Source organism: Billgrantia campisalis, assembly GCF_022341425.1.
GTDB classification, from domain to species: domain Bacteria; phylum Pseudomonadota; class Gammaproteobacteria; order Pseudomonadales; family Halomonadaceae; genus Halomonas; species Halomonas campisalis.
Genome location: NZ_JABFUC010000002.1, coordinates 271,092 through 289,175, shown reverse-complemented (window position 1 = coordinate 289,175; position 18,084 = coordinate 271,092). Strand labels below are relative to the sequence as shown.

General features: G+C 64.5%; 17 protein-coding genes. 15 read left to right on the top strand and 2 right to left on the bottom strand.

The window, feature by feature from the left end; translation table 11 throughout:
- The first annotated feature begins 9 nt into the window (after positions 1 to 9).
- The 3 genes from HOP52_RS03335 to paaX all read left to right on the top strand — a co-directional run bounded on the left by HOP52_RS03335 (position 10) and on the right by paaX (position 2,636).
- Positions 10 to 855 (top strand): IclR family transcriptional regulator, encoded by an 846-nt coding sequence (locus HOP52_RS03335; protein WP_238975846.1) that lies wholly within the window; start codon positions 10 to 12, stop codon positions 853 to 855.
- A complete protein-coding gene (locus HOP52_RS03330; protein ID WP_238975845.1) occupies positions 852 to 1,370 on the top strand; it encodes an Lcl C-terminal domain-containing protein in 519 nt (172 codons plus the stop codon). Before HOP52_RS03335 ends, HOP52_RS03330 begins: the two co-directional genes overlap by 4 nt.
- Before the next feature lie 339 nt (positions 1,371 to 1,709).
- A complete protein-coding gene (paaX, locus tag HOP52_RS03325; protein WP_238975844.1) occupies positions 1,710 to 2,636 on the top strand; it encodes a phenylacetic acid degradation operon negative regulatory protein PaaX in 927 nt (308 codons plus the stop codon).
- A gap of 103 nt (positions 2,637 to 2,739) precedes the next feature.
- Here the strand turns inward: paaX and paaY are convergent, their stop codons facing one another.
- Both paaY and paaN read right to left on the bottom strand, forming a co-directional pair.
- A complete protein-coding gene (gene paaY, locus HOP52_RS03320; RefSeq protein WP_238975843.1) occupies positions 2,740 to 3,354 on the bottom strand; it encodes a phenylacetic acid degradation protein PaaY in 615 nt (204 codons plus the stop codon).
- Between the two features lie 241 nt (positions 3,355 to 3,595).
- Entirely contained in the window at positions 3,596 to 5,275 is a 1,680-nt protein-coding gene (gene paaN / locus HOP52_RS03315) for a phenylacetic acid degradation protein PaaN (RefSeq protein ID WP_238975842.1), read from the bottom strand.
- Between the two features lie 397 nt (positions 5,276 to 5,672).
- Between paaN and paaF the strand changes: the two genes are divergently transcribed.
- The 12 genes from paaF to paaZ all read left to right on the top strand — a co-directional run bounded on the left by paaF (position 5,673) and on the right by paaZ (position 18,047).
- Positions 5,673 to 6,446, top strand: a complete 774-nt coding sequence (gene paaF, locus HOP52_RS03310) for a 2,3-dehydroadipyl-CoA hydratase PaaF (protein ID WP_238975841.1) — start codon at positions 5,673 to 5,675, stop codon at positions 6,444 to 6,446.
- Between the two features lie 16 nt (positions 6,447 to 6,462).
- A complete protein-coding gene (gene paaG, locus HOP52_RS03305) occupies positions 6,463 to 7,254 on the top strand; it encodes a 2-(1,2-epoxy-1,2-dihydrophenyl)acetyl-CoA isomerase PaaG (protein ID WP_238975840.1) in 792 nt (263 codons plus the stop codon).
- A 1-nt stretch (position 7,255) separates the two neighbouring features.
- Positions 7,256 to 8,785 carry a 3-hydroxyacyl-CoA dehydrogenase PaaH gene (paaH, locus tag HOP52_RS03300; protein WP_238975839.1) on the top strand — a complete coding sequence of 510 codons (1,530 nt, stop codon included), beginning with the start codon at positions 7,256 to 7,258 and terminating at the stop codon, positions 8,783 to 8,785.
- The gene (gene paaI, locus HOP52_RS03295; protein WP_238975838.1) at positions 8,778 to 9,245 is read left to right on the top strand and encodes a hydroxyphenylacetyl-CoA thioesterase PaaI; all 468 of its coding nucleotides are present in this window, start codon (positions 8,778 to 8,780) and stop codon (positions 9,243 to 9,245) included. Before paaH ends, paaI begins: the two co-directional genes overlap by 8 nt.
- Complete coding sequence (gene pcaF / locus HOP52_RS03290; RefSeq protein WP_238975837.1) at positions 9,242 to 10,447, top strand: 3-oxoadipyl-CoA thiolase; 1,206 nt, start codon at positions 9,242 to 9,244, stop codon at positions 10,445 to 10,447. The genes paaI and pcaF overlap by 4 nt, the downstream gene beginning before the upstream one ends.
- 38 nt (positions 10,448 to 10,485) lie before the next feature.
- Positions 10,486 to 11,799, top strand: coding sequence for a phenylacetate--CoA ligase PaaK (gene paaK, locus HOP52_RS03285; protein ID WP_238975836.1), 1,314 nt, complete (start codon positions 10,486 to 10,488; stop codon positions 11,797 to 11,799).
- A gap of 225 nt (positions 11,800 to 12,024) precedes the next feature.
- Entirely contained in the window at positions 12,025 to 12,981 is a 957-nt protein-coding gene (gene paaA / locus HOP52_RS03280; protein WP_238975835.1) for a 1,2-phenylacetyl-CoA epoxidase subunit PaaA, read from the top strand.
- Positions 12,982 to 12,993: 12 nt separating this feature from the next.
- The gene (paaB, locus tag HOP52_RS03275) at positions 12,994 to 13,281 is read left to right on the top strand and encodes a 1,2-phenylacetyl-CoA epoxidase subunit PaaB (protein ID WP_238975834.1); all 288 of its coding nucleotides are present in this window, start codon (positions 12,994 to 12,996) and stop codon (positions 13,279 to 13,281) included.
- Positions 13,282 to 13,300: 19 nt separating this feature from the next.
- Positions 13,301 to 14,065 (top strand): 1,2-phenylacetyl-CoA epoxidase subunit PaaC, encoded by a 765-nt coding sequence (gene paaC, locus HOP52_RS03270; protein WP_238975833.1) that lies wholly within the window; start codon positions 13,301 to 13,303, stop codon positions 14,063 to 14,065.
- A gap of 23 nt (positions 14,066 to 14,088) precedes the next feature.
- Positions 14,089 to 14,628, top strand: coding sequence for a 1,2-phenylacetyl-CoA epoxidase subunit PaaD (gene paaD / locus HOP52_RS03265; RefSeq protein WP_238975832.1), 540 nt, complete (start codon positions 14,089 to 14,091; stop codon positions 14,626 to 14,628).
- A gap of 8 nt (positions 14,629 to 14,636) precedes the next feature.
- Positions 14,637 to 15,734, top strand: a complete 1,098-nt coding sequence (paaE, locus tag HOP52_RS03260) for a 1,2-phenylacetyl-CoA epoxidase subunit PaaE (protein ID WP_238975831.1) — start codon at positions 14,637 to 14,639, stop codon at positions 15,732 to 15,734.
- 270 nt (positions 15,735 to 16,004) lie between these two features.
- A complete protein-coding gene (gene paaZ, locus HOP52_RS03255) occupies positions 16,005 to 18,047 on the top strand; it encodes a phenylacetic acid degradation bifunctional protein PaaZ (RefSeq protein WP_238975971.1) in 2,043 nt (680 codons plus the stop codon).
- Positions 18,048 to 18,084: the final 37 nt, after the last annotated feature.

Sequence of the window (18,084 nt, the reverse complement as noted above, 5' to 3'; positions counted from 1 at the left end):
AACACCCAGGTGAGTGAAGTCAAACGCAGATCGGCGGGGCGCCCCCCCGGCCCCGGCAAGAGCACCAGCGGCCACAGCCAGTCGCTGGTGCGCGGGCTCAATCTGCTCGAACGGCTGGCCGCCACCCCCGGCGGGCTGGCGCTGTCGGAGCTGGCGGATACGGTCGACCTGGCCCCCTCGACCACCCACCGGCTGCTACAGGCCCTGCAGAGCCAGGGCTTCATCACCCAGGACGCCGAACTCGGGGTGTGGAAGGTCGACGTCAAGACCTTCCGCATCGGCAACAGCTTCCTGGAGGCACGCGACTTCGTGGCCACCAGCCGCCCCTTCCTGCGCCGGCTGACCGCCCAGTCCGGCGAGACCGCCAACCTGGGCATCCGCGACGGCGGCACGGCGGTGTTCCTGGCCCAGAGCGAATCGCCGCAGATGATGCGCATGATCACCCGGCTCGGCTCACGGGCCCCGCTGCACGCCTCCGGCGTGGGCAAGGCGCTGATGGCCTGGCTGCCGGACGACGAGTTCGAGCGGGTGCTGGCCGAACAGGGCCTTTCCCGGGTCACCGAGAACACCCTGCACACCCCCGAGGCGCTGCGCGCCGGCATGGCGGAGGTGCGCCGACTCGGCTACGCCTGCGACCGCGAGGAGCACGCCATCGGCCTGCACTGCGTGGCCGCCTGCATCCATGACCAGCACGGCACGCCCCTGGCGGCCATCTCGGTCTCCGGCCCGGTGGCGCGGATCCCCGAGTCGCGCCTGGCCGACCTGGGCGAGCTGGTACGCGAGACCGCCGCCGAGATCACCGCCCGGCTGGGTGGCAAGGTGCCCACCGCCGAGGCGGTTCGGGAAAAGGCGTGAGGGTGCGGCGTCTCGGCCTTGCCGCCGCCCTGACCCTGGCCGTCGGCGGCGCAGCCTGCGCCGATCAGCCGATGGATAGCGAGTACACCTTCCCTGGTTCAGGCCTGGTGGGCGACCCCGCCCAGGAGCTGATCTGGATGCGCTGCAGCCTGGACCAGCGCTACGCCGAGGGACGCTGCCACGGCGAGGCCGGGCGCTTTAGCTGGCGTGCGGTGCAGGCTCAGGTCGACGCCCTGTCGAGCGCGGAGTGCCCCTGGCGACTGCCACGCTTTCATGAGCTTCGCGGCCTGCTGCAGCCTGGCGCCAGCGGCGGCATGGCCATCGACAGCGAGGCCTTTCCGGATACCCCCGAGGGCTGGTTCTGGAACCAGGTGAGTGCCGGCGGCCACTCCCAGCACGACTGCTTCGTCGACTTCACCGGAGAGGGGCGCACCCGCTGCAACATGGGCGGCGATTTCTACCTTCGCCTTGTCATGCCGGCCAGCGCCGCCACCCCCGCCTGCACGCCACAATAAGCCTATCCTAGCGGCTGGGCTCCAGCTGCCGCTCGAGCTTGCGCATCACGTTCAGCAGGTCGCGATACCCTCCGGCGACCATCCCGGCATCGCGCCTGGGCGATCTGCTACGCGAGACCGCCGCTGAGAGCACCTCTCGGCTGGGTGGGCACGCGCCCGGCTCCTGAAAGCACGACCGGCTTTTCCGCATCAAACGATCTCGGCCGTATCACGTTCCAGCATTGCCCGCTAGCTGAAAGCCGTTACAGGGGCGATAGTTGTGATACAATGGAGCGCCACCTTCCTCCCCCTCTGCCATCAGATCGGTAGGATCACCGAGAAAGGAATCCGGTTCTCACCATGTCGTCAGCCACCGATTGTGTCGCCACCCTCGTCGACCACTTCCAGAAGCGCCGCCCCATTCGGGCCGGCTCGCTGATTATCACTGTCTATGGCGACGCCATCGCCCCGAGGGGCGGCATGGTGTGGCTGGGCAGCCTCTCGAAGTTGGTAGATCCCATCGGCATCAACGAGCGGTTGGTGCGCACCTCGGTCTATCGACTGACCCGGGAAACCTGGCTGCAAGGGGAGAAGGTGGGTCGACGCAGCTACTACAGCCTCAGCGGACCAGGCCGCCGGCGCTTCGAGCAGGCCTTCAAACGGGTCTATCACGGCACCCAGCCCCCCTGGTCGGGCCAGTGGACCCTGGTCTTGCTGACCCAGCTCGAGGCGACTCATCGTCAAAAAGTGCGCGAGGAGCTGGAGTGGTTGGGTTTTGGCCATTTCGCCCCCGGCGTACTCGCCCACCCCACCCTCGATCGCAGCGAAGCCATCGCCGCCCTTCAGGAGCAGGGCGCGGCCGAGGAAGCCATCGTCATGCAGACCAAGGCCATGGAGCCCCTGGCCAGCAAGCCGCTACGTCTTCAGGTTCGCGAAAGCTGGAACCTCGATGCCCTGGCAGATAACTACCAGCGCTTCCTGACCCAGTTTCGCCCGCTTTGGAAGGCGCTGAACGAGGAGAACCACCTCGGCGAGGAAGACTGCTTTATCGCCCGTACGCTGCTCATCCACGAGTACCGCAAGGTGCAGCTGCGCGACCCGCAGCTACCCGATGAGCTGCTGCCCACCGCCTGGGAGGGCCGCAATGCCCACCAGCTGTGTCGCAACATCTATCGCACCATCTATCAGCGCGCCGAACGCTGGCTCGACCGCCACCTGGAAACCGCCGAAGGCCCGCTGCCCGCTCCCGGCCCCAATTTCTACCAACGCTTCGGCGGGCTGGAGTAGGCGCTCCCAGGAGCGCTCCCCGCGCCAGGAACGCCATCACCCCCTGCCATGGCAGGGGGTGTTTGCGTTGCAGACAGCATCAGCCAATCACATCATCTCATGCTCATGACCGGCTCTCCTGGCCCAGGGTCTGCTGCTTGGGCTGGGTGTCACCGGCATTCAGCCGCGGGCGATCGGCATCGAGCTCGGCCAGCGGCTCGCAGGGCTCCAGGCTGTCGCGGCAGCGCTCGGTCAGGCGCTGGTACTCGCGAGTGCCCTGCTGCTTCCAGGCCACTTCCTGGTCGCTGAGCTCACGCTTGACCTTGGCCGGCGCCCCCACTACCAGAGACTGGGGCGGGCACTCGAAGCCGGCCTTGACGAAGGCGGCGGCGGCGACGATAGAGCGCTCACCGATCACGGCGCCATCCATCACCACGGCATTCATGCCGACCATGGCATCCTGGCCCACCACGCAGCCGTGCAGCACGGCACCGTGGCCGATATGGCCATTCTGCTCCACCTTGGTGACGCAGCCGGGAAAGCCGTGCATCACGCAGGTATCCTGCAGGTTGGCCCCCTCCTCCAGCACCAGCTGGCCGAAGTCGCCGCGCATCACCGCACCCGGGCCCACATAGCAGCCCGGGCCGACGATGACATCGCCGATTAGCACGGCGGTGGGATGAACGTAAGCGCTGGGATGCACCACCGGGGTGACCCCCTCGAGTCGATAGCAGGGCATGACACGTCTCCTTTGTTCTCAGTGGGCAGGGGATGTCCGGTGACAGGCTTGCGAGGAGGCGCTGTAAACCCGTCCCTGGGCGCTACATTTGCCCTGCGGCGCTCTCGCGTCCTGCTCCGCTAGCAGGGCCGGTGCTGGCCATCCATGGCCAGCCCGTTCGGAGCAGTGCTCCTCACCCATGGCAAATGACCTCCTCTTCAGCCTGCCCCCGGCGCCCCTTGCCAAGAATGGCTTGGCTTCCTCAGGCCTCGACGGGGGCATGGCGACGGCTCTGCACCACCACGAAGCGGGGCGTCACGAAAGCCTGGTCACACAGGGAGGCGTTGGCCGCCGGGTTGCCGCCGGTCGCATGAAAATCGCTGAAGGCGGCAGACTGATTGACGAAGATGCCGCCGTCCAGATTCAGCGACAGCGGGGCCGCCACGTCCATGGCCAGCCGCTCGAACTGGTCGGCCACGGCGTCATCGGTGGTGTAGGCGCCCAGGGTGATGGCGCCCTTCTCGCCAATCACTTCGCGGGCGAGCTCGATGCTGTGGGCGGTGCTGTCGGTGGCGATCACGAAGCTGATCGGGCCGAAGCGCTCCTCGCTGAAGGCGTCGCGCTGACTGGCATCCACCTTGAGCAGCAGCGGGGTATGGACCCGCGCCTTGGGAAACTGGGCATGCTCGCGGGTCTCACTGTCCAGCAGCACCTCGCCCAGCTCGCGACAGGCCTCGATACGCTGGGCGGTGGCCGGCGCCTGGATGGCACCCAGCACGGCGCAGGCGCGGTCGTTGTCGGAGAGGAACTTCTCGACGGCCTTGGCGAGTGCTCCGGCCACCTCGTCGAAGGAGAGCGGCCCCTCGGCGGTCTGGATGCCTTCTTTGGGCACATAGATCGCCTGGGTGGTGGTACACATCTGGCCGGAGTAGAGGCTAAGGCCGAAGGCCAGGTTCTGGGCCACCGGCTTGATCTGCTCGACGCTGTCGATGATCACGGTGTTGATGCCGGCCTTCTCGGTGAACACCCGAGCCTGGGTGGCGTTGCACTCCAGCCACTCGCCAAAGGCGTTGGAGCCGGTGAAGTCGATCAGCTTCACGGCCGGATTCAGCGCCAGCGCCTTGGTCACCGGGGCCTCGGCGCTGTCGGGCACCAGGCTCACCAGGCAGGGGTCGAAGCCGGCCTCCTCGAGGACCTCCTGGGCGACGCGGGCGGTCATGGCCACCGGCAGGATGGCGCCCGGGTGCGGCTTGAGGATCACCGGGTTGCCGGTGACCAGGCTGGCGAACAGGCCCGGGTAGGTGTTCCAGGTGGGGAAGGTGGAGCAGGCCACCACCAGGGCGATGCCGCGCGGCACGATATGGTAGCGCTTGTCGAGCACCAGCGGATCATGCTTGCCCTGAGGCTTGACCCACTTGGCCGCCGCCGGCACCCGGGACATCGCCTGCCAGGCGTAGGCCACGGCTTCGAGGCCGCGATCCTGGGCGTGGGGGCCACCGGCCTGGAAGGCCATCATCGGCGCCTGGCCACTGGTATGAGTCACCGCCTGAGCGATATCCGGGCTCAGGGCATTGAGCCGCGCCAGGATCTCCAGACAGACGCCGACCCGCGCCTCGGCGCCGGCATCGCGCCAGGCCGGCATGGCCGCCTGCATGGCCGTGATCAGTGCACCCTGCTCGGGCTGGTCATAGGTGACACCCAGCTCGAAGCCGTAAGGAGAAACCTCGGCACCGACCTGTCCTGCCACGGCAGGGGTCTTGAGGGAGAAGGGCTGCCGGAGCAGCGCCTCGAAGCGGGCGGGGGCGCCCTTTACGGCCTCTTCCGGATACTTCTTGATGCTCTCCGGATAGGGGCTCCAGTAACCGCGGGTGGTGATGGCCTCGACGGCCTGGTCGAGGGTCTCGCGATGGCGGTCGAGCATCTGCTGGGCTTGCTGGGACATGCGTGGCTCCTGCCATGGGCAACTTTATTCGATACGAAATATATCGCGAGACTATCCATAGCGTAACGAAACATCAAACCATCCGCCCGAGCCCGCTCCCGGCAAGATGTCGAAAAAATTATAAAAATACTTTTAATATCAAAAAATTAAACAATCAAAACCTCAGCGAACGCTCGAGGTTCGACCATGGTCTAACCTGCCGGTCGCGAGGGGCGTTATAACAAAGCAACCCGCTGACATCAAAGCAAAAACAAGGAAAATCAACTAGAATACGATACAATAAAATCCATCCATCCGATTTGATGCGTATCAAAAAATACCTATACTCGGCCTCATGCCGCCCGCGACAGGCGGCGGCTCACTGCCCCGCTCACGCCGCGCCAGAGATGAGGACACCATGCCGAACCACCTGATCATCGAAGGGCCGCAACTGGGGGTGCTGCGCATCGCCCTGCACCGCCCCGAGGCACTGAACGCCCTCAACACCGCCCTGCTAGCGGAGCTGGCCGAGACCCTGGCCGTCGCCGAGAAGGACGCCGAGGTGCGCGCCGTAGTGATCACCGGCAGCCAGCGCGCCTTTGCCGCCGGGGCCGATATCAAGGAGATGGCCGCCCGCGACCTAGTCGGCATGCTCGAGGACCCCCGCCAGCGCCACTGGGCCGCTATCGCGCGCTTCAACAAGCCGATCGTCGCCGCGGTCAACGGCTTCTGCCTGGGCGGTGGCTGCGAGCTGGCCATGCACGCCGACATCCTGATCGCCGGCGAGGACGCCCGCTTCGGCCAGCCCGAGATCAACCTGGGCATCATGCCCGGCGCCGGCGGTACCCAGCGCCTGGTGCGCGCCGTGGGCAAGGCGCTGGCCACCCAGATGGTGCTCACCGGCGAACCCATCTCCGCCCGCCGCGCCCTGGAGGCCGGCCTGGTCAGCGAAATCACTCAGCCCGAGCTGACCGTGGAGCGTGCCCTGGCCGTGGCCGAGACCATCGCCACCAAGGCGCCGCTGGCCGTTCGTCTCGCCCGCGAGGCCCTGCACAAGGCCGAGGACACCGACCTGGCCACCGGCCTGCGCTTCGAGCGCCACGCCTTCACGCTGCTGGCCGGCACCCAGGACCGCGAGGAGGGCATCCGCGCCTTCCAGGAAAAACGCCCCGCCACCTTCAACGGGCACTGACCACAGGAAATCGACCATGAGTGAAGCGCCCCTGCTCTATACCGTAGAAGACGGCGTCGCCCGCCTCACGCTGAACCGTCCCGACAACCTCAACAGCTTCAACGCCGAGCTGCACGCCGAGATGCGCCAGGCGCTCAAGGCCGCGCGCCAGGACGAGAGCGTGCGCGCCCTGCTGCTCACCGGCAACGGCCGCGGCTTCTGCGCCGGCCAGGACCTCTCGGACCGCAACGTGGCTCCCGGCGCCGAGGCACCCGATCTCGGCGAGTCCCTGGAGAAGCGCTACAACCCGATGCTGCGCGCCCTGCGCGACCTGCCCTTTCCCACCGTCTGTGCGGTGAACGGCGTGGCCGCCGGCGCCGGCGCCAATATCGCCATGGCCTGCGACATCGTTCTGGCGGCCCGCTCGGCCAGCTTCATCCAGGCCTTCTGCAAGATCGGCCTGGTGCCGGACTCCGGCGGCACCTGGACCCTGCCGCGCCTGGTGGGCATGGCCCGCGCCAAGGGACTCGCTATGCTGGGCGACAAGCTCAGCGCCGAACAGGCCGAACAGTGGGGCATGATCTGGAAAGTGGTGGACGACGAGCTCCTGGCCGACGAGGCGCTGACCCTGGCCCGCCACCTGGCCACCCAGCCGACTCGTGGCCTGGCGCTGATCAAGCGCGCCCTGCACGCCAGCGCCGACAACGACTTCGACGCCCAGCTCGACCTGGAGCGCGACCTGCAGCGCCTGGCCGGCCGCACCAACGACTATCGCGAGGGCGTGGCCGCCTTCATGGAAAAACGCAAGCCCAGCTTCAAGGGGGAGTGAGATGCCTGCCCTCGCACCCAGCGACATCATCGCCGTGATCGGCGCCGGCGCCATGGGCGCCGGCATCGCCCAGGTGGCCGCCCAGGCGGGCCATCCGGTACGCCTCTACGACAACAGCGACGGCGCCGCCCAGGCCGGCATCGACGGCGTACGCCGCCAGCTCGAGAAGCGCGTGGCCAAGGGCAAGATGGCCCAGGACGAGGTCGACGCCATCATCGCGCGAATGAGCCCGGCCGCCACCCTGGCCGAGCTGGCCGACAGCCGCTTGGTGGTGGAGGCCATCGTCGAGAATCTGGAGGTCAAGCGCGGCGTCTTCGCCGAGCTCGAGAGCCTGTGCGGCCCCGACACCCTGCTGACCAGCAACACCTCATCGCTCTCGATCACCTCCATCGCCGCGGGCCTCGAGCGCCCCGAGCGCCTCGCCGGGTTGCACTTCTTCAACCCCGCCCCGGTGATGAAGCTGGTCGAGGTGATCTCGGGCCTGGCCACCGACGTCGAGGTCGCCGAGACCCTATACGCCACCGCCGCGGCCTGGGGCAAGGTACCGGTCCACGCCAGCTCCACGCCAGGCTTCATCGTCAACCGGGTGGCGCGCCCCTTCTATGCCGAAGGGCTGCGCCTGCTGCAGGAAGGTGCCACCGACTTCGCCACCCTGGACGCCCTGCTGCGCCAGGCCGGCGGCTTTCGCATGGGGCCCTTCGAGCTGATGGACCTGATTGGCCACGACGTCAACTACGCCGTGACCCGCTCGGTGTTCGACGCCTACTACGGCGACACCCGCTTCGAGCCATCGCTGGTTCAGCAGGCGCTGGTCGAGGCCGGCCGCCTGGGCCGCAAGAGCGGCCAGGGCTTCTATGACTATCGTGACCATGCCGCCCCCACCTCGCCCGACTTCGCCCCCACCGTCGAGGCCGAGCTGCCGCCCCTGATCGCCGAGGGCCAGCTCGGCGCCATCGCACCCTTGGTGGCCCGCGCCGAGGCCGCCGGCCTCGAGGTGGTGCGCCGGGAGAGCGTCTCGGGCCAGGCCCGCCTGCGCCTGGGCGGCCTGACCCTGGCGCTGAGCGACGGCCGCTGCGCCGCCGAGCGCGCCCGGGATGAAGGCGTCGAGGCCCTGGTGCTGTTCGACCTCTGCCTGGACTACGAGCGCGCCAGCGCCATCGCCCTCGCGGCGAGCCCCGGCGTCGACGCCGAGGCCCGCGAGCCGGCCACCGCGCTCTTCCAGCGCCTGGGCCTGGACGTTACCTGGCTTACCGACACCCCCGGCCTCGTGGTGCTGCGCACCGTGGCCATGCTCGCCAACGAGGCCGCCGACGCGGTGCTCCAGGGTGTCTGCAGCGCCCGGGACGGCGATCTCGCCATGCAGGCCGGCCTCAACTACCCCCGCGGCCCGCTGGCCTGGGCCGACGGACTGGGGCTGGCCTTTGTCCACCGCACCCTGACCCACCTGCAGCAGAGCTACGGCGAGGAGCGCTATCGCGCTTCCTTCCTGCTGCGCCGCAAGGCCCTGGCCGAGGAGAGCTTCCATGTCTGAGTCCGCGCTGAGCCCGCAGCAGTTGGCCGAGGCCTGCGCCGACGCCATGTTCTCCCGCGATGGCGCCAGCCAGGGGCTGGGCATGCGCATCGAGAGCGTGGCGCCGGGTCGTGCCGTGCTCACCATGACCGTGCGCCAGGACATGGTGCAGGGCCATGGCAACTGCCACGGCGGTTTCATCTTCGCCCTGGCCGACTCCGCCTTCGCCTTCGCCTGCAATACGTATGACGAGGCCACCGTCGCCTCGGGATGCAGCATCGACTACCTGGGGCCCGGCCAGCTCGGCGACGAGCTCACCGCCACCGCCGAGGAGCGCAGCCGCCGCGGCCGCACCGGTATCTACGACATCACCGTACGCAATCAACGTGGCGACGAGATCGCCCTGTTTCGCGGCCGCTCCTACAAGATCCGCGGCACCGTCCGCCGCCTGGAAGACACCGCCGCCGGAGGAAACGCATGAAAGACGCCCTGATCATTGACGCCATCCGCACCCCCATCGGCCGCTACGGCGGCGCCCTCGCCCCGGTGCGCCCCGACGACCTGGGCGCCGTGCCCCTGCGCGCCCTGATGGAGCGCAACGCCTCGGTGGACTGGTCCCAAGTGGACGACCTCTTTTACGGCTGCGCCAACCAGGCCGGCGAGGACAACCGCAACGTCGCACGCATGTCGGCGCTGCTTGCCGGCCTGCCGGTGGAGGTGCCCGGCACGACCCTCAACCGCCTGTGCGGCTCCGGCATGGACGCCATCGGCAACGCCGCCCGCGCCATCAAGGCCGGGGAGGCCGAGCTGATGATCGCCGGCGGCGTGGAGTCCATGTCCCGGGCGCCCTTCGTGATGGGCAAGGCCGAGCAGGCCTTCTCGCGCAGCGCCGAGATCCACGACACCACCATCGGCTGGCGCTTCGTCAACCGCCAGATGAAGGCCCAGTTCGGCATCGACTCCATGCCGGAGACCGCCGAGAACGTGGCCGAACAGTTCAAGATCTCCCGCCAGGACCAGGACGCCTTCGCCCTGCGCAGCCAGCAGCGCACCGCCGCTGCCATGCAAGCCGGTCGCCTGGCCGAGGAGATCGTGCCCGTGGCGGTGCCACGCCGCAAGCAGGAGCCGCTGCTCGTCGACACCGACGAGCATCCCCGCGCCTCCACGACCCTGGAGCAGCTGGCGGGGCTCCCCACGCCCTTCCGCGAGGGCGGCAGCGTCACCGCCGGCAACGCCTCCGGGGTCAACGACGGCGCCTGCGCCCTGCTGCTCGCCTCGCCGGAGCAGGCCGAACGCTACGGCCTCAAGGCCCGCGCCCGGGTAGTGGGCATGGCCACCGCCGGCGTCGAGCCGCGCATCATGGGCTTCGGCCCGGCCCCGGCCAGCCGCAAGGTGCTCGCCCAGACCGGCCTGACCCTCGAGCAGATGGACGTGATCGAGCTCAACGAGGCCTTCGCCGCCCAGGCGCTGGCCGTGACCCGGGACCTCGGCCTTGCCGACGACGCCGCACACGTCAACCCCAACGGCGGCGCCATCGCCCTGGGCCACCCGCTGGGCATGAGCGGTGCCCGCCTGGTGACCACCGCCCTGCATGAACTGGAACGCCGGCAGGGACGCTACGCGCTGTGCACCATGTGCATCGGCGTCGGTCAGGGCATCGCCCTGATCATCGAGCGCCTCTGAGCGCACACTACAACAACCCCTGCGACCGGAGATCCCCGATGAACCAGCGCGTCAAGCCCATTGACACCGCCAGCCTCGACCCCCTGGAAACCGCCAGCCTCGACGAGCTGCGCGCCACCCAGGTCAAGCGCCTGCAGTGGAGCCTCAAGCACGCCTACGAGAACGTGCCCTTCTACCGTCAGTCTTTTGACCAAGCCGGCGTGCACCCGAGCGACATCAAGAGCCTGGAGGACCTCAGCAAGCTGCCCTTCACCACCAAGGCCGACCTGCGCGACCACTACCCCTTCGGCATGTTCGCCACGCCGATGAGCGAGATTGTGCGCGTGCATGCCTCCAGCGGCACCACCGGCCAGCCTACCGTGGTGGGCTATACCCAGAACGATATCGATATCTGGGCCGACGTGGTGGCCCGCTCCATCCGCGCCGCCGGTGGCAGCCGTAACGACAAGGTGCACGTGGCCTACGGCTACGGCCTGTTCACCGGTGGACTCGGCGCCCACTACGGCGCCGAACGCCTGGGCTGCGCGGTGATCCCGATGTCCGGCGGCCAGACCGAGAAGCAGGTCCAGCTGATCCGCGACTTCCAGCCGGACATCATCATGGTCACCCCCTCCTACATGCTCAACATCGCCGACGAGATGGAGCGCCAGGGCATCGATCCCCGCGCGCTGCCGCTGCGCGCCGGTATCTTCGGCGCCGAGCCCTGGACCAACGATATGCGCCTCGCCCTGGAGCGGCGCCTGGGCATCGACGCCCTGGACATCTACGGCCTCTCCGAGGTGATGGGCCCGGGTGTCGGCATGGAGTGCCTGGAGACCAAGGACGGCCCGACCATCTGGGAGGACCACTTCTACCCCGAGATCATCGACCCGGTCAGCGGCGAGGTGCTGCCGGACGGCGAGTATGGCGAGCTGGTGTTCACCACCCTGACCAAGGAGGCACTGCCGGTGATCCGCTACCGGACCCGCGACCTGACCCGCCTGCTGCCGGGCACCGCGCGCCCCATGCGCCGCATCGACAAGATCACCGGGCGCAGCGACGACATGCTGATCATCCGCGGGGTCAACGTCTTCCCGACCCAGATCGAGGAGCAGCTGCTCAAGATCGATCAGCTCTCACCCCACTACGAGATCGAGATCACCCGCCAGGGCAACATGGACATGGTCCGCGTGCGGGTCGAAGCGTGCAGCAACGATGTCGCCCGGGACCCGGTGGCCTGCGAGCAGTTGGCCAAGCACCTGCGGCACGCCATCAAGACCTATATCGGCATCAGCACCCAGGTGGATGTCTGTGGCGTGGAGGAGGTCATGCGCTCCGTGGGCAAGGCCAGGCGAGTGAAAGATTTGCGTTAATCAAACACAGGGCTGGCGAACCGCGACCGACAAGGCAGTGACCGGTCGCCAGCCGCTCGACCAGACATACCCACCTGAAAACATCGACTTAGACCAAGACAGCAGATAGCGATACATTTTCAGACAGGATTAACATTTTTTCGTGTCACTTTTCGGTTCCGTCTGCTATGCTGCGATAAACAGCACAAGCAGTACTGGCTCAACCTATAACTGGAGAGCATAACCATGTCCTCTGAACAGCAGACTTCCCTTCAAGAAAAGCAGTTTATGCATAAGATCAAGGCGGAAGAGAAAATCGAGCCCAAGGACTGGATGCCCGAAAAGTATCGCAAGAACTTGATCCGTCAAATTTCACAGCATGCGCACTCGGAAGTCATTGGCATGCAGCCGGAAGGCAACTTCCTGACTCGCGCACCTTCCTTGCGCCGCAAGGCGATTCTGTTGTCGAAGATCCAGGACGAGGCGGGCCACGGACTTTATCTCTACAGCGCAGCGGAAACCTTGGGGATTTCCCGTGATGAAATGATCGAGGCGCTGCAGAGCGGCCGGGCCAAGTATGCGTCTATCTTCAACTATCCTGCGCTTACCTGGGCCGACATGGGCGCGATTGGCTGGCTGGTCGATGGGGCGGCAATCGTCAACCAGGTATCCCTGCAGCGTACTTCCTATGGCCCCTATGCGCGCGGCATGATCCGTATCTGCAAGGAAGAGAGTTTCCACCAGCGCCAGGGCTACGACATCATGTTGACGCTGGTCAACGGTAGTCCGGAACAGAAAGCCATGGCTCAGGACTCCCTGAACCGCTTCTACTGGCCAGCGCTGATGATGTTCGGTCCACACGACTCCGAATCTGCGCACTCCGCGAAATCCATGGAGTGGAAAATCAAGCGCGAGACCAACGATGATCTACGCCAGAAGTTCATCGACCAAACCGCTTCCCAGATCGAATTCCTGGGGTTAGAACATCCCGACAAGGAACTCAAGTGGAACGAAGAGCGCGGTCACTATGACAGCGGTGAGATCGACTGGGACGAGTTCCATAATGTGATTGCCGGTAACGGTCACTGTAACCGTCAGCGCCTGGAGCATCACATCAAGGCTCATGAAGAAGGCGCCTGGGTGCGTGAAGCTCTGGTTGCCTACAACGCCAAGAAACAGGCCAAACAAACTGAAGCCGCTTAAGGAGGCACCGTCATGCAAGACAACGCCCTGGAACTCTTCGAGGTCTTTATCCGCTCCAAGCGCGGACTCGATCACAAGCATGTAGGTAGCCTACATTCCGAGGACCACGAGCAGGCACTGGAGTATGCTCGAGATGTCTATACCCGACGCAGCGAAGGCGTAAGCATCTGGGTTGTGAGGTCAGCCGATATCTGCGCCTCTCAAGAGGATGACGCGGAAGATTTTTTCGATCCCAACGATGACAAACCCTATCGGCACGCGACTTATTACACCCTTCCCGATGCCGTCAACAACATGTAGCTGCTGAGGAGAGAGCGTAATGAGTGACACCATCAAGGATGCCACCCTCGAGTATGCGGTCCGCCTGGGTGATGACGCCAACGTCTTGGGCCACCGAATCTCTGAATGGGTGAGTCGCGGTCCTTTCCTGGAAGAGGATATCGCCTATGCCAACGTGGCACTGGACTACATCGGGCGTGCCCGTATGTTCTATGGCTACGCGGCAGAGCTAGCCAACGATGGGCGGACGGAGGACGACTTCGCCTACATGCGCGACGACCGTCAGTACCAAAATCTGCTACTGATGGAGTTGCCAAGGGAAGACTTTGCCTACTCTCAGGTTCGTCAGCTGTTCATCGATATCTATTACGGCTTGATGCTGCCGGAGCTCGTCAAATCCAAGGACGACACCCTGGCGGCCATCGCCGCCAAGGCGATCAAGGAAACCCGCTACCATCTGCGTCGCAGCCGCGATTGGGTGCTGCGTCTGGGCGATGGCACCGAGGAGAGTCATCGACGCACGCAACGCGCGGTGGACAGCCTCTGGGGTTATACCCACGAAATGTTCGAGATGGACGATACCGAGCAGCGATTGGCTGACAGTGGCATCGGCGTCGATATCACCAAGCTGCGTGACGAATGGCATCGACAGGTCAGCGCTATCCTCGCTGAAGCGACCCTGAACTTGCCTGAGGATGGCTGGGCGGTACGCGGTGGCCGCATCGGCTATCACACCGAGAATCTGGGTCACCTGCTGACAGAAATGCAATTTGTTCACCGCTCCTATCCTGGCTGCCAGTGGTAGGCGAGTCTATTTGGTGATTTATCATGAGTGAAATCTCACTAATGCCGGAGGAACAGTACCACCGGTTACAACAGCGGGACACTTCCGAGGTTAAGGAGCTGTGGGATCTGCTCGATGAGGTCAAGGACCCTGAAATTCCGGCACTCAGCATCTGGGATCTAGGGATATTGCGCGACATTGAGCGTCAGGGTGAACATATTATCGTCACGATCACTCCGACCTATTCCGGCTGCCCGGCGATGGATACCATCACCGAAGACGTCAAGGCCGCCCTGAATGCCAAGGGTTATGAAAGTATTGAAGTAAAAATGCAATTATCACCGGCCTGGAGCTCCGAATGGATGTCGCTGGAGGGACGTCGTAAATTGCGCAATTACGGTGTCGCCCCGCCGGAGGATGCGGCTGACTCCGAGGATGGCTTGACTCCCGACGCCCATACGCTTTGTCCACACTGTGGTTCGCGTGATACACGACTCATCAGCGAATTCGGCTCCACCGCCTGCAAGGCACTGTTTCAGTGTCAAGCATGCAAGGAGACCTTCGATTATTTCAAAAAAATATAGGCCACGTGATGTCTGACACGAATTTCTATACGTTGAGAATCGCCGACGTCCAGCCGGAGACTGATACCGCCATTTGCGTGACCTTTGATGTCCCGGAGGAGCTGAAGGAAACATTCGACTTCATTCAGGGCCAGTTTTTGACGCTGCGAACCAACATCGATGGAGAGGACGTTCGCCGCTCCTACTCTATCTGTTCCGGCATCAATGACGGCCATATGCGCGTGGGCATCAAACGCGTCAAGAACGGAAAATTCTCCAACTACGCTAATGATAATTTCAAGCGTGGCATGGAGATCGACGTCATGCCGCCCCAAGGAAATTTCTATACCAAGCTCGACCCTGATAATGCCAAGCGTTATATGTGTATCGCGGCGGGCTCGGGCATCACGCCGACATTGTCTATCATCAAGTCGGTACTCGATGTCGAGCCAAAGAGCAAGGTCACGCTGATTTACGGAAATCGGCGCACGAATTCCGTTATGTTCAAGGATGAGCTAAGCTTCGTCAAAAACCGCTATATGGAGCGCTTCCAGTGGATCAACATCATGGACTACGAAGACCAGGGAGCGGACCTTCTTAATGGCATAATCGATAACAAGAAAGGCTATGCGCTGCAAAAAAGCGGATTAATCGATATCAAGAATGCCGATGAGGCCTTTATCTGCGGCCCTGAAGCCATGATGGCAGAGGTATCACATGGCTTCCGTCTCGAAGGCCTGAGCAATGAGCAGATTCATTACGAACTTTTCGCAAATTCTGCGGAAGATTCCAAGAAGATGCTCGAGAAAGCGCAGCAGCGTATCGAAGAGTATGGTGAGGAGAAGACCAGCAAGGTGACCGTGGTCGCGGATGGCCGCTCGGTGATGTTCGACCTGGCGACGGTAGGCGAGAACATCCTCGACGCAGGCATCGCCAACGGCATGGACCTTCCTTACTCCTGCAAGGCCGGCGTTTGTTCCACTTGCAAGTGCAAGCTGATAGTGGGCGAAGTGGATATGGACGTGACTCACGGTCTTGAGAAACACGAAATCGAAGCGGGCTATGTGCTGAGCTGCCAGGCCCACCCCCTATCCGATGAAGTGACCCTCGATTTCGATCAGCGCTGAGGATCGCCTGACTACCGGATGTGATGGCCAACCGGGCATAGCGGTCGGGTGAAGCCGTTCACGCGACACGGCGGGACGCGCTGGGGATGGCCCGGCTCATCGCTGCGCACCGCGGCGACGAACGACAAGCTGTGCTTGGCGCCGCGGCCAGGCTTTCTCGGTCGCTAGCCGCCCAACTCGCCATCATCGACCGCAATGCGCCCGCTCAGCGTCTCGCTGAGGTCATGCGTGTGCGTCATCAGGTCAACTATTTCACTGGGAGAACGCTTCATGCCAGTCCTTCAGAGTTACATTGCCGGCCAGTGGTTGGGTGAAACCCCCGCCAAGGCCCTGCCAAGCGCCATCAACGGCGACACCATTGCCCATACCCACGAGGAAACCATCGATTTTGCGCAGGTCGTCGACTACGGCCGCAGCACCGGTGTGAAGAGCCTGCTGGCCCTGGATTTTCAGCAGCGCGCGGCGATTCTCAAAGAACTGGCCATCTACATTCAGCAGCGCAAAGCAGAACTGTACGACATTTCTTACCATACCGGCTGCACCCGGGCGGATTCCTGGATTGATATCGATGGCGGCTTCGGCACGCTGTTCACCTACGCTTCCACCGGCCGTAAGGAACTGCCTTCCGGCAACGTGGCCCACGAAGGGCCGGTGGCCCAGCTGGGTAAGGACAACCACTTCACCGGCACCCATATTCTGGTGCCCCGCCGTGGCGTAAGCGTCCACATCAACGCCTTTAACTTCCCGATCTGGGGGATGTTGGAGAAATTTGCCCCCGCCTTCCTGGCAGGCATGCCCTGCATCGTCAAGCCGGCCACCGCCACCAGCTATGTAACCGAAGCCGCGGTGCGTGTCATCAACGACTCCGGCCTGCTGCCGGAGGGCGCTCTGCAGCTGATCATCGGCGGTACCGGAGATCTGCTGGATCGCCTGGAAGAGCAGGACTTCGTCACTTTCACCGGCTCCGCGGATACCGCCCTGAAACTGAAGAGCCATCCCAACATCATGGCACGGAGCATTCCGTTCAATGCCGAAGCGGACTCCCTCAACAGTGCCATCATGGCCCCGGATGTGACGCCGGAAGATGAAGAGTTCGATATTTTCGCCAAGGAAGTCGTCAAGGAAATGACGGCCAAGGCAGGCCAGAAGTGTACCGCCATCCGCCGGGTAATGGTGCCAGCCGAACATCTGGACGCCTTGGCGGACAGGATCAAGCAGCGGCTTTCCAAGATCAGCGTCGGGGACCCGAAAGAGGAAGGCGTACGCATGGGCGCCCTCTCATCCAGCGATCAACTGCGTGACGTCCATGAAGCCATCGACCGGCTGCTGGAAACCAGCGAATGCGTCTTCGGCAAGGACAGTAGCCTCAAGCCGGTGGGCACGGGTGTGGAAAACGGTGCCTTCATCGCCCCGCATTTGCTGATCAACCGCAATCCGCTCGAGGACGGCGGGGCTCACGACATCGAGGCCTTTGGTCCCGTCGCCACGCTGATGCCCTACAACGGCATCGACGAGGCCCTGACCTTAGCCGCCAAGGGCAAGGGTAGCCTGGTGACCACCCTCACCACGAAAAACCCCGCCATTGCCGCAGAGATGATCCCGGTACTGGCGGCCCAGCACGGTCGCCTGCAGATTCTGGACGCGGAAGCCGCCAAGGAGTCCACCGGCCACGGCTCCCCGCTGCCCATCCTCAAACACGGCGGCCCGGGGCGTGCCGGCGGCGGCGAAGAGCTGGGGGGTATCCGGGCGGTTCACCACTACCTGCAGCGCACCGCCATCCAGGGCTCCCCAACCATGGTGGCCGCGGTGACCCGCGAATACGTCCGCGGCGCCAAGGTCATCGAGAATGACGTCCATCCGTTCCGTCGCCATTTCGATGACCTTCAGGTGGGCGAATCCCTGTTGACCCACCGCCGTACCGTCACCGAAGCCGACATCGTCAACTTCGGCTGTCTCTCCGGCGACCACTTCTACATGCATTTTGACGACATCGCCGCTCGCAAGACCCAGTTCGGCCAACGCATCGCCCACGGCTACTTCGTGCTGTCGGCTGCTGCCGGCCTGTTCGTCTACCCGGGCGAGAGCCCCGTCCTGGCCAACTACGGCCTGGACACGCTGCGCTTCATTGCCCCGGTCGCCCCCGGCGACACCATCCGCGCCCGCCTGACGTGCAAGCGCAAGATCGACCAGGGTCGCACCTCACCGGAAGGCCATCCGCAGGGTGTCGTGATGTGGGACGTGGCCGTGACCAACCAGGATGACGAGCTGGTGGCCAGCTACGACATTCTGACACTGGTCGCGAAGCGACAGTAAGGCCTCGGCCTTGGGGGGAGACAAGGGGTCATTGCGC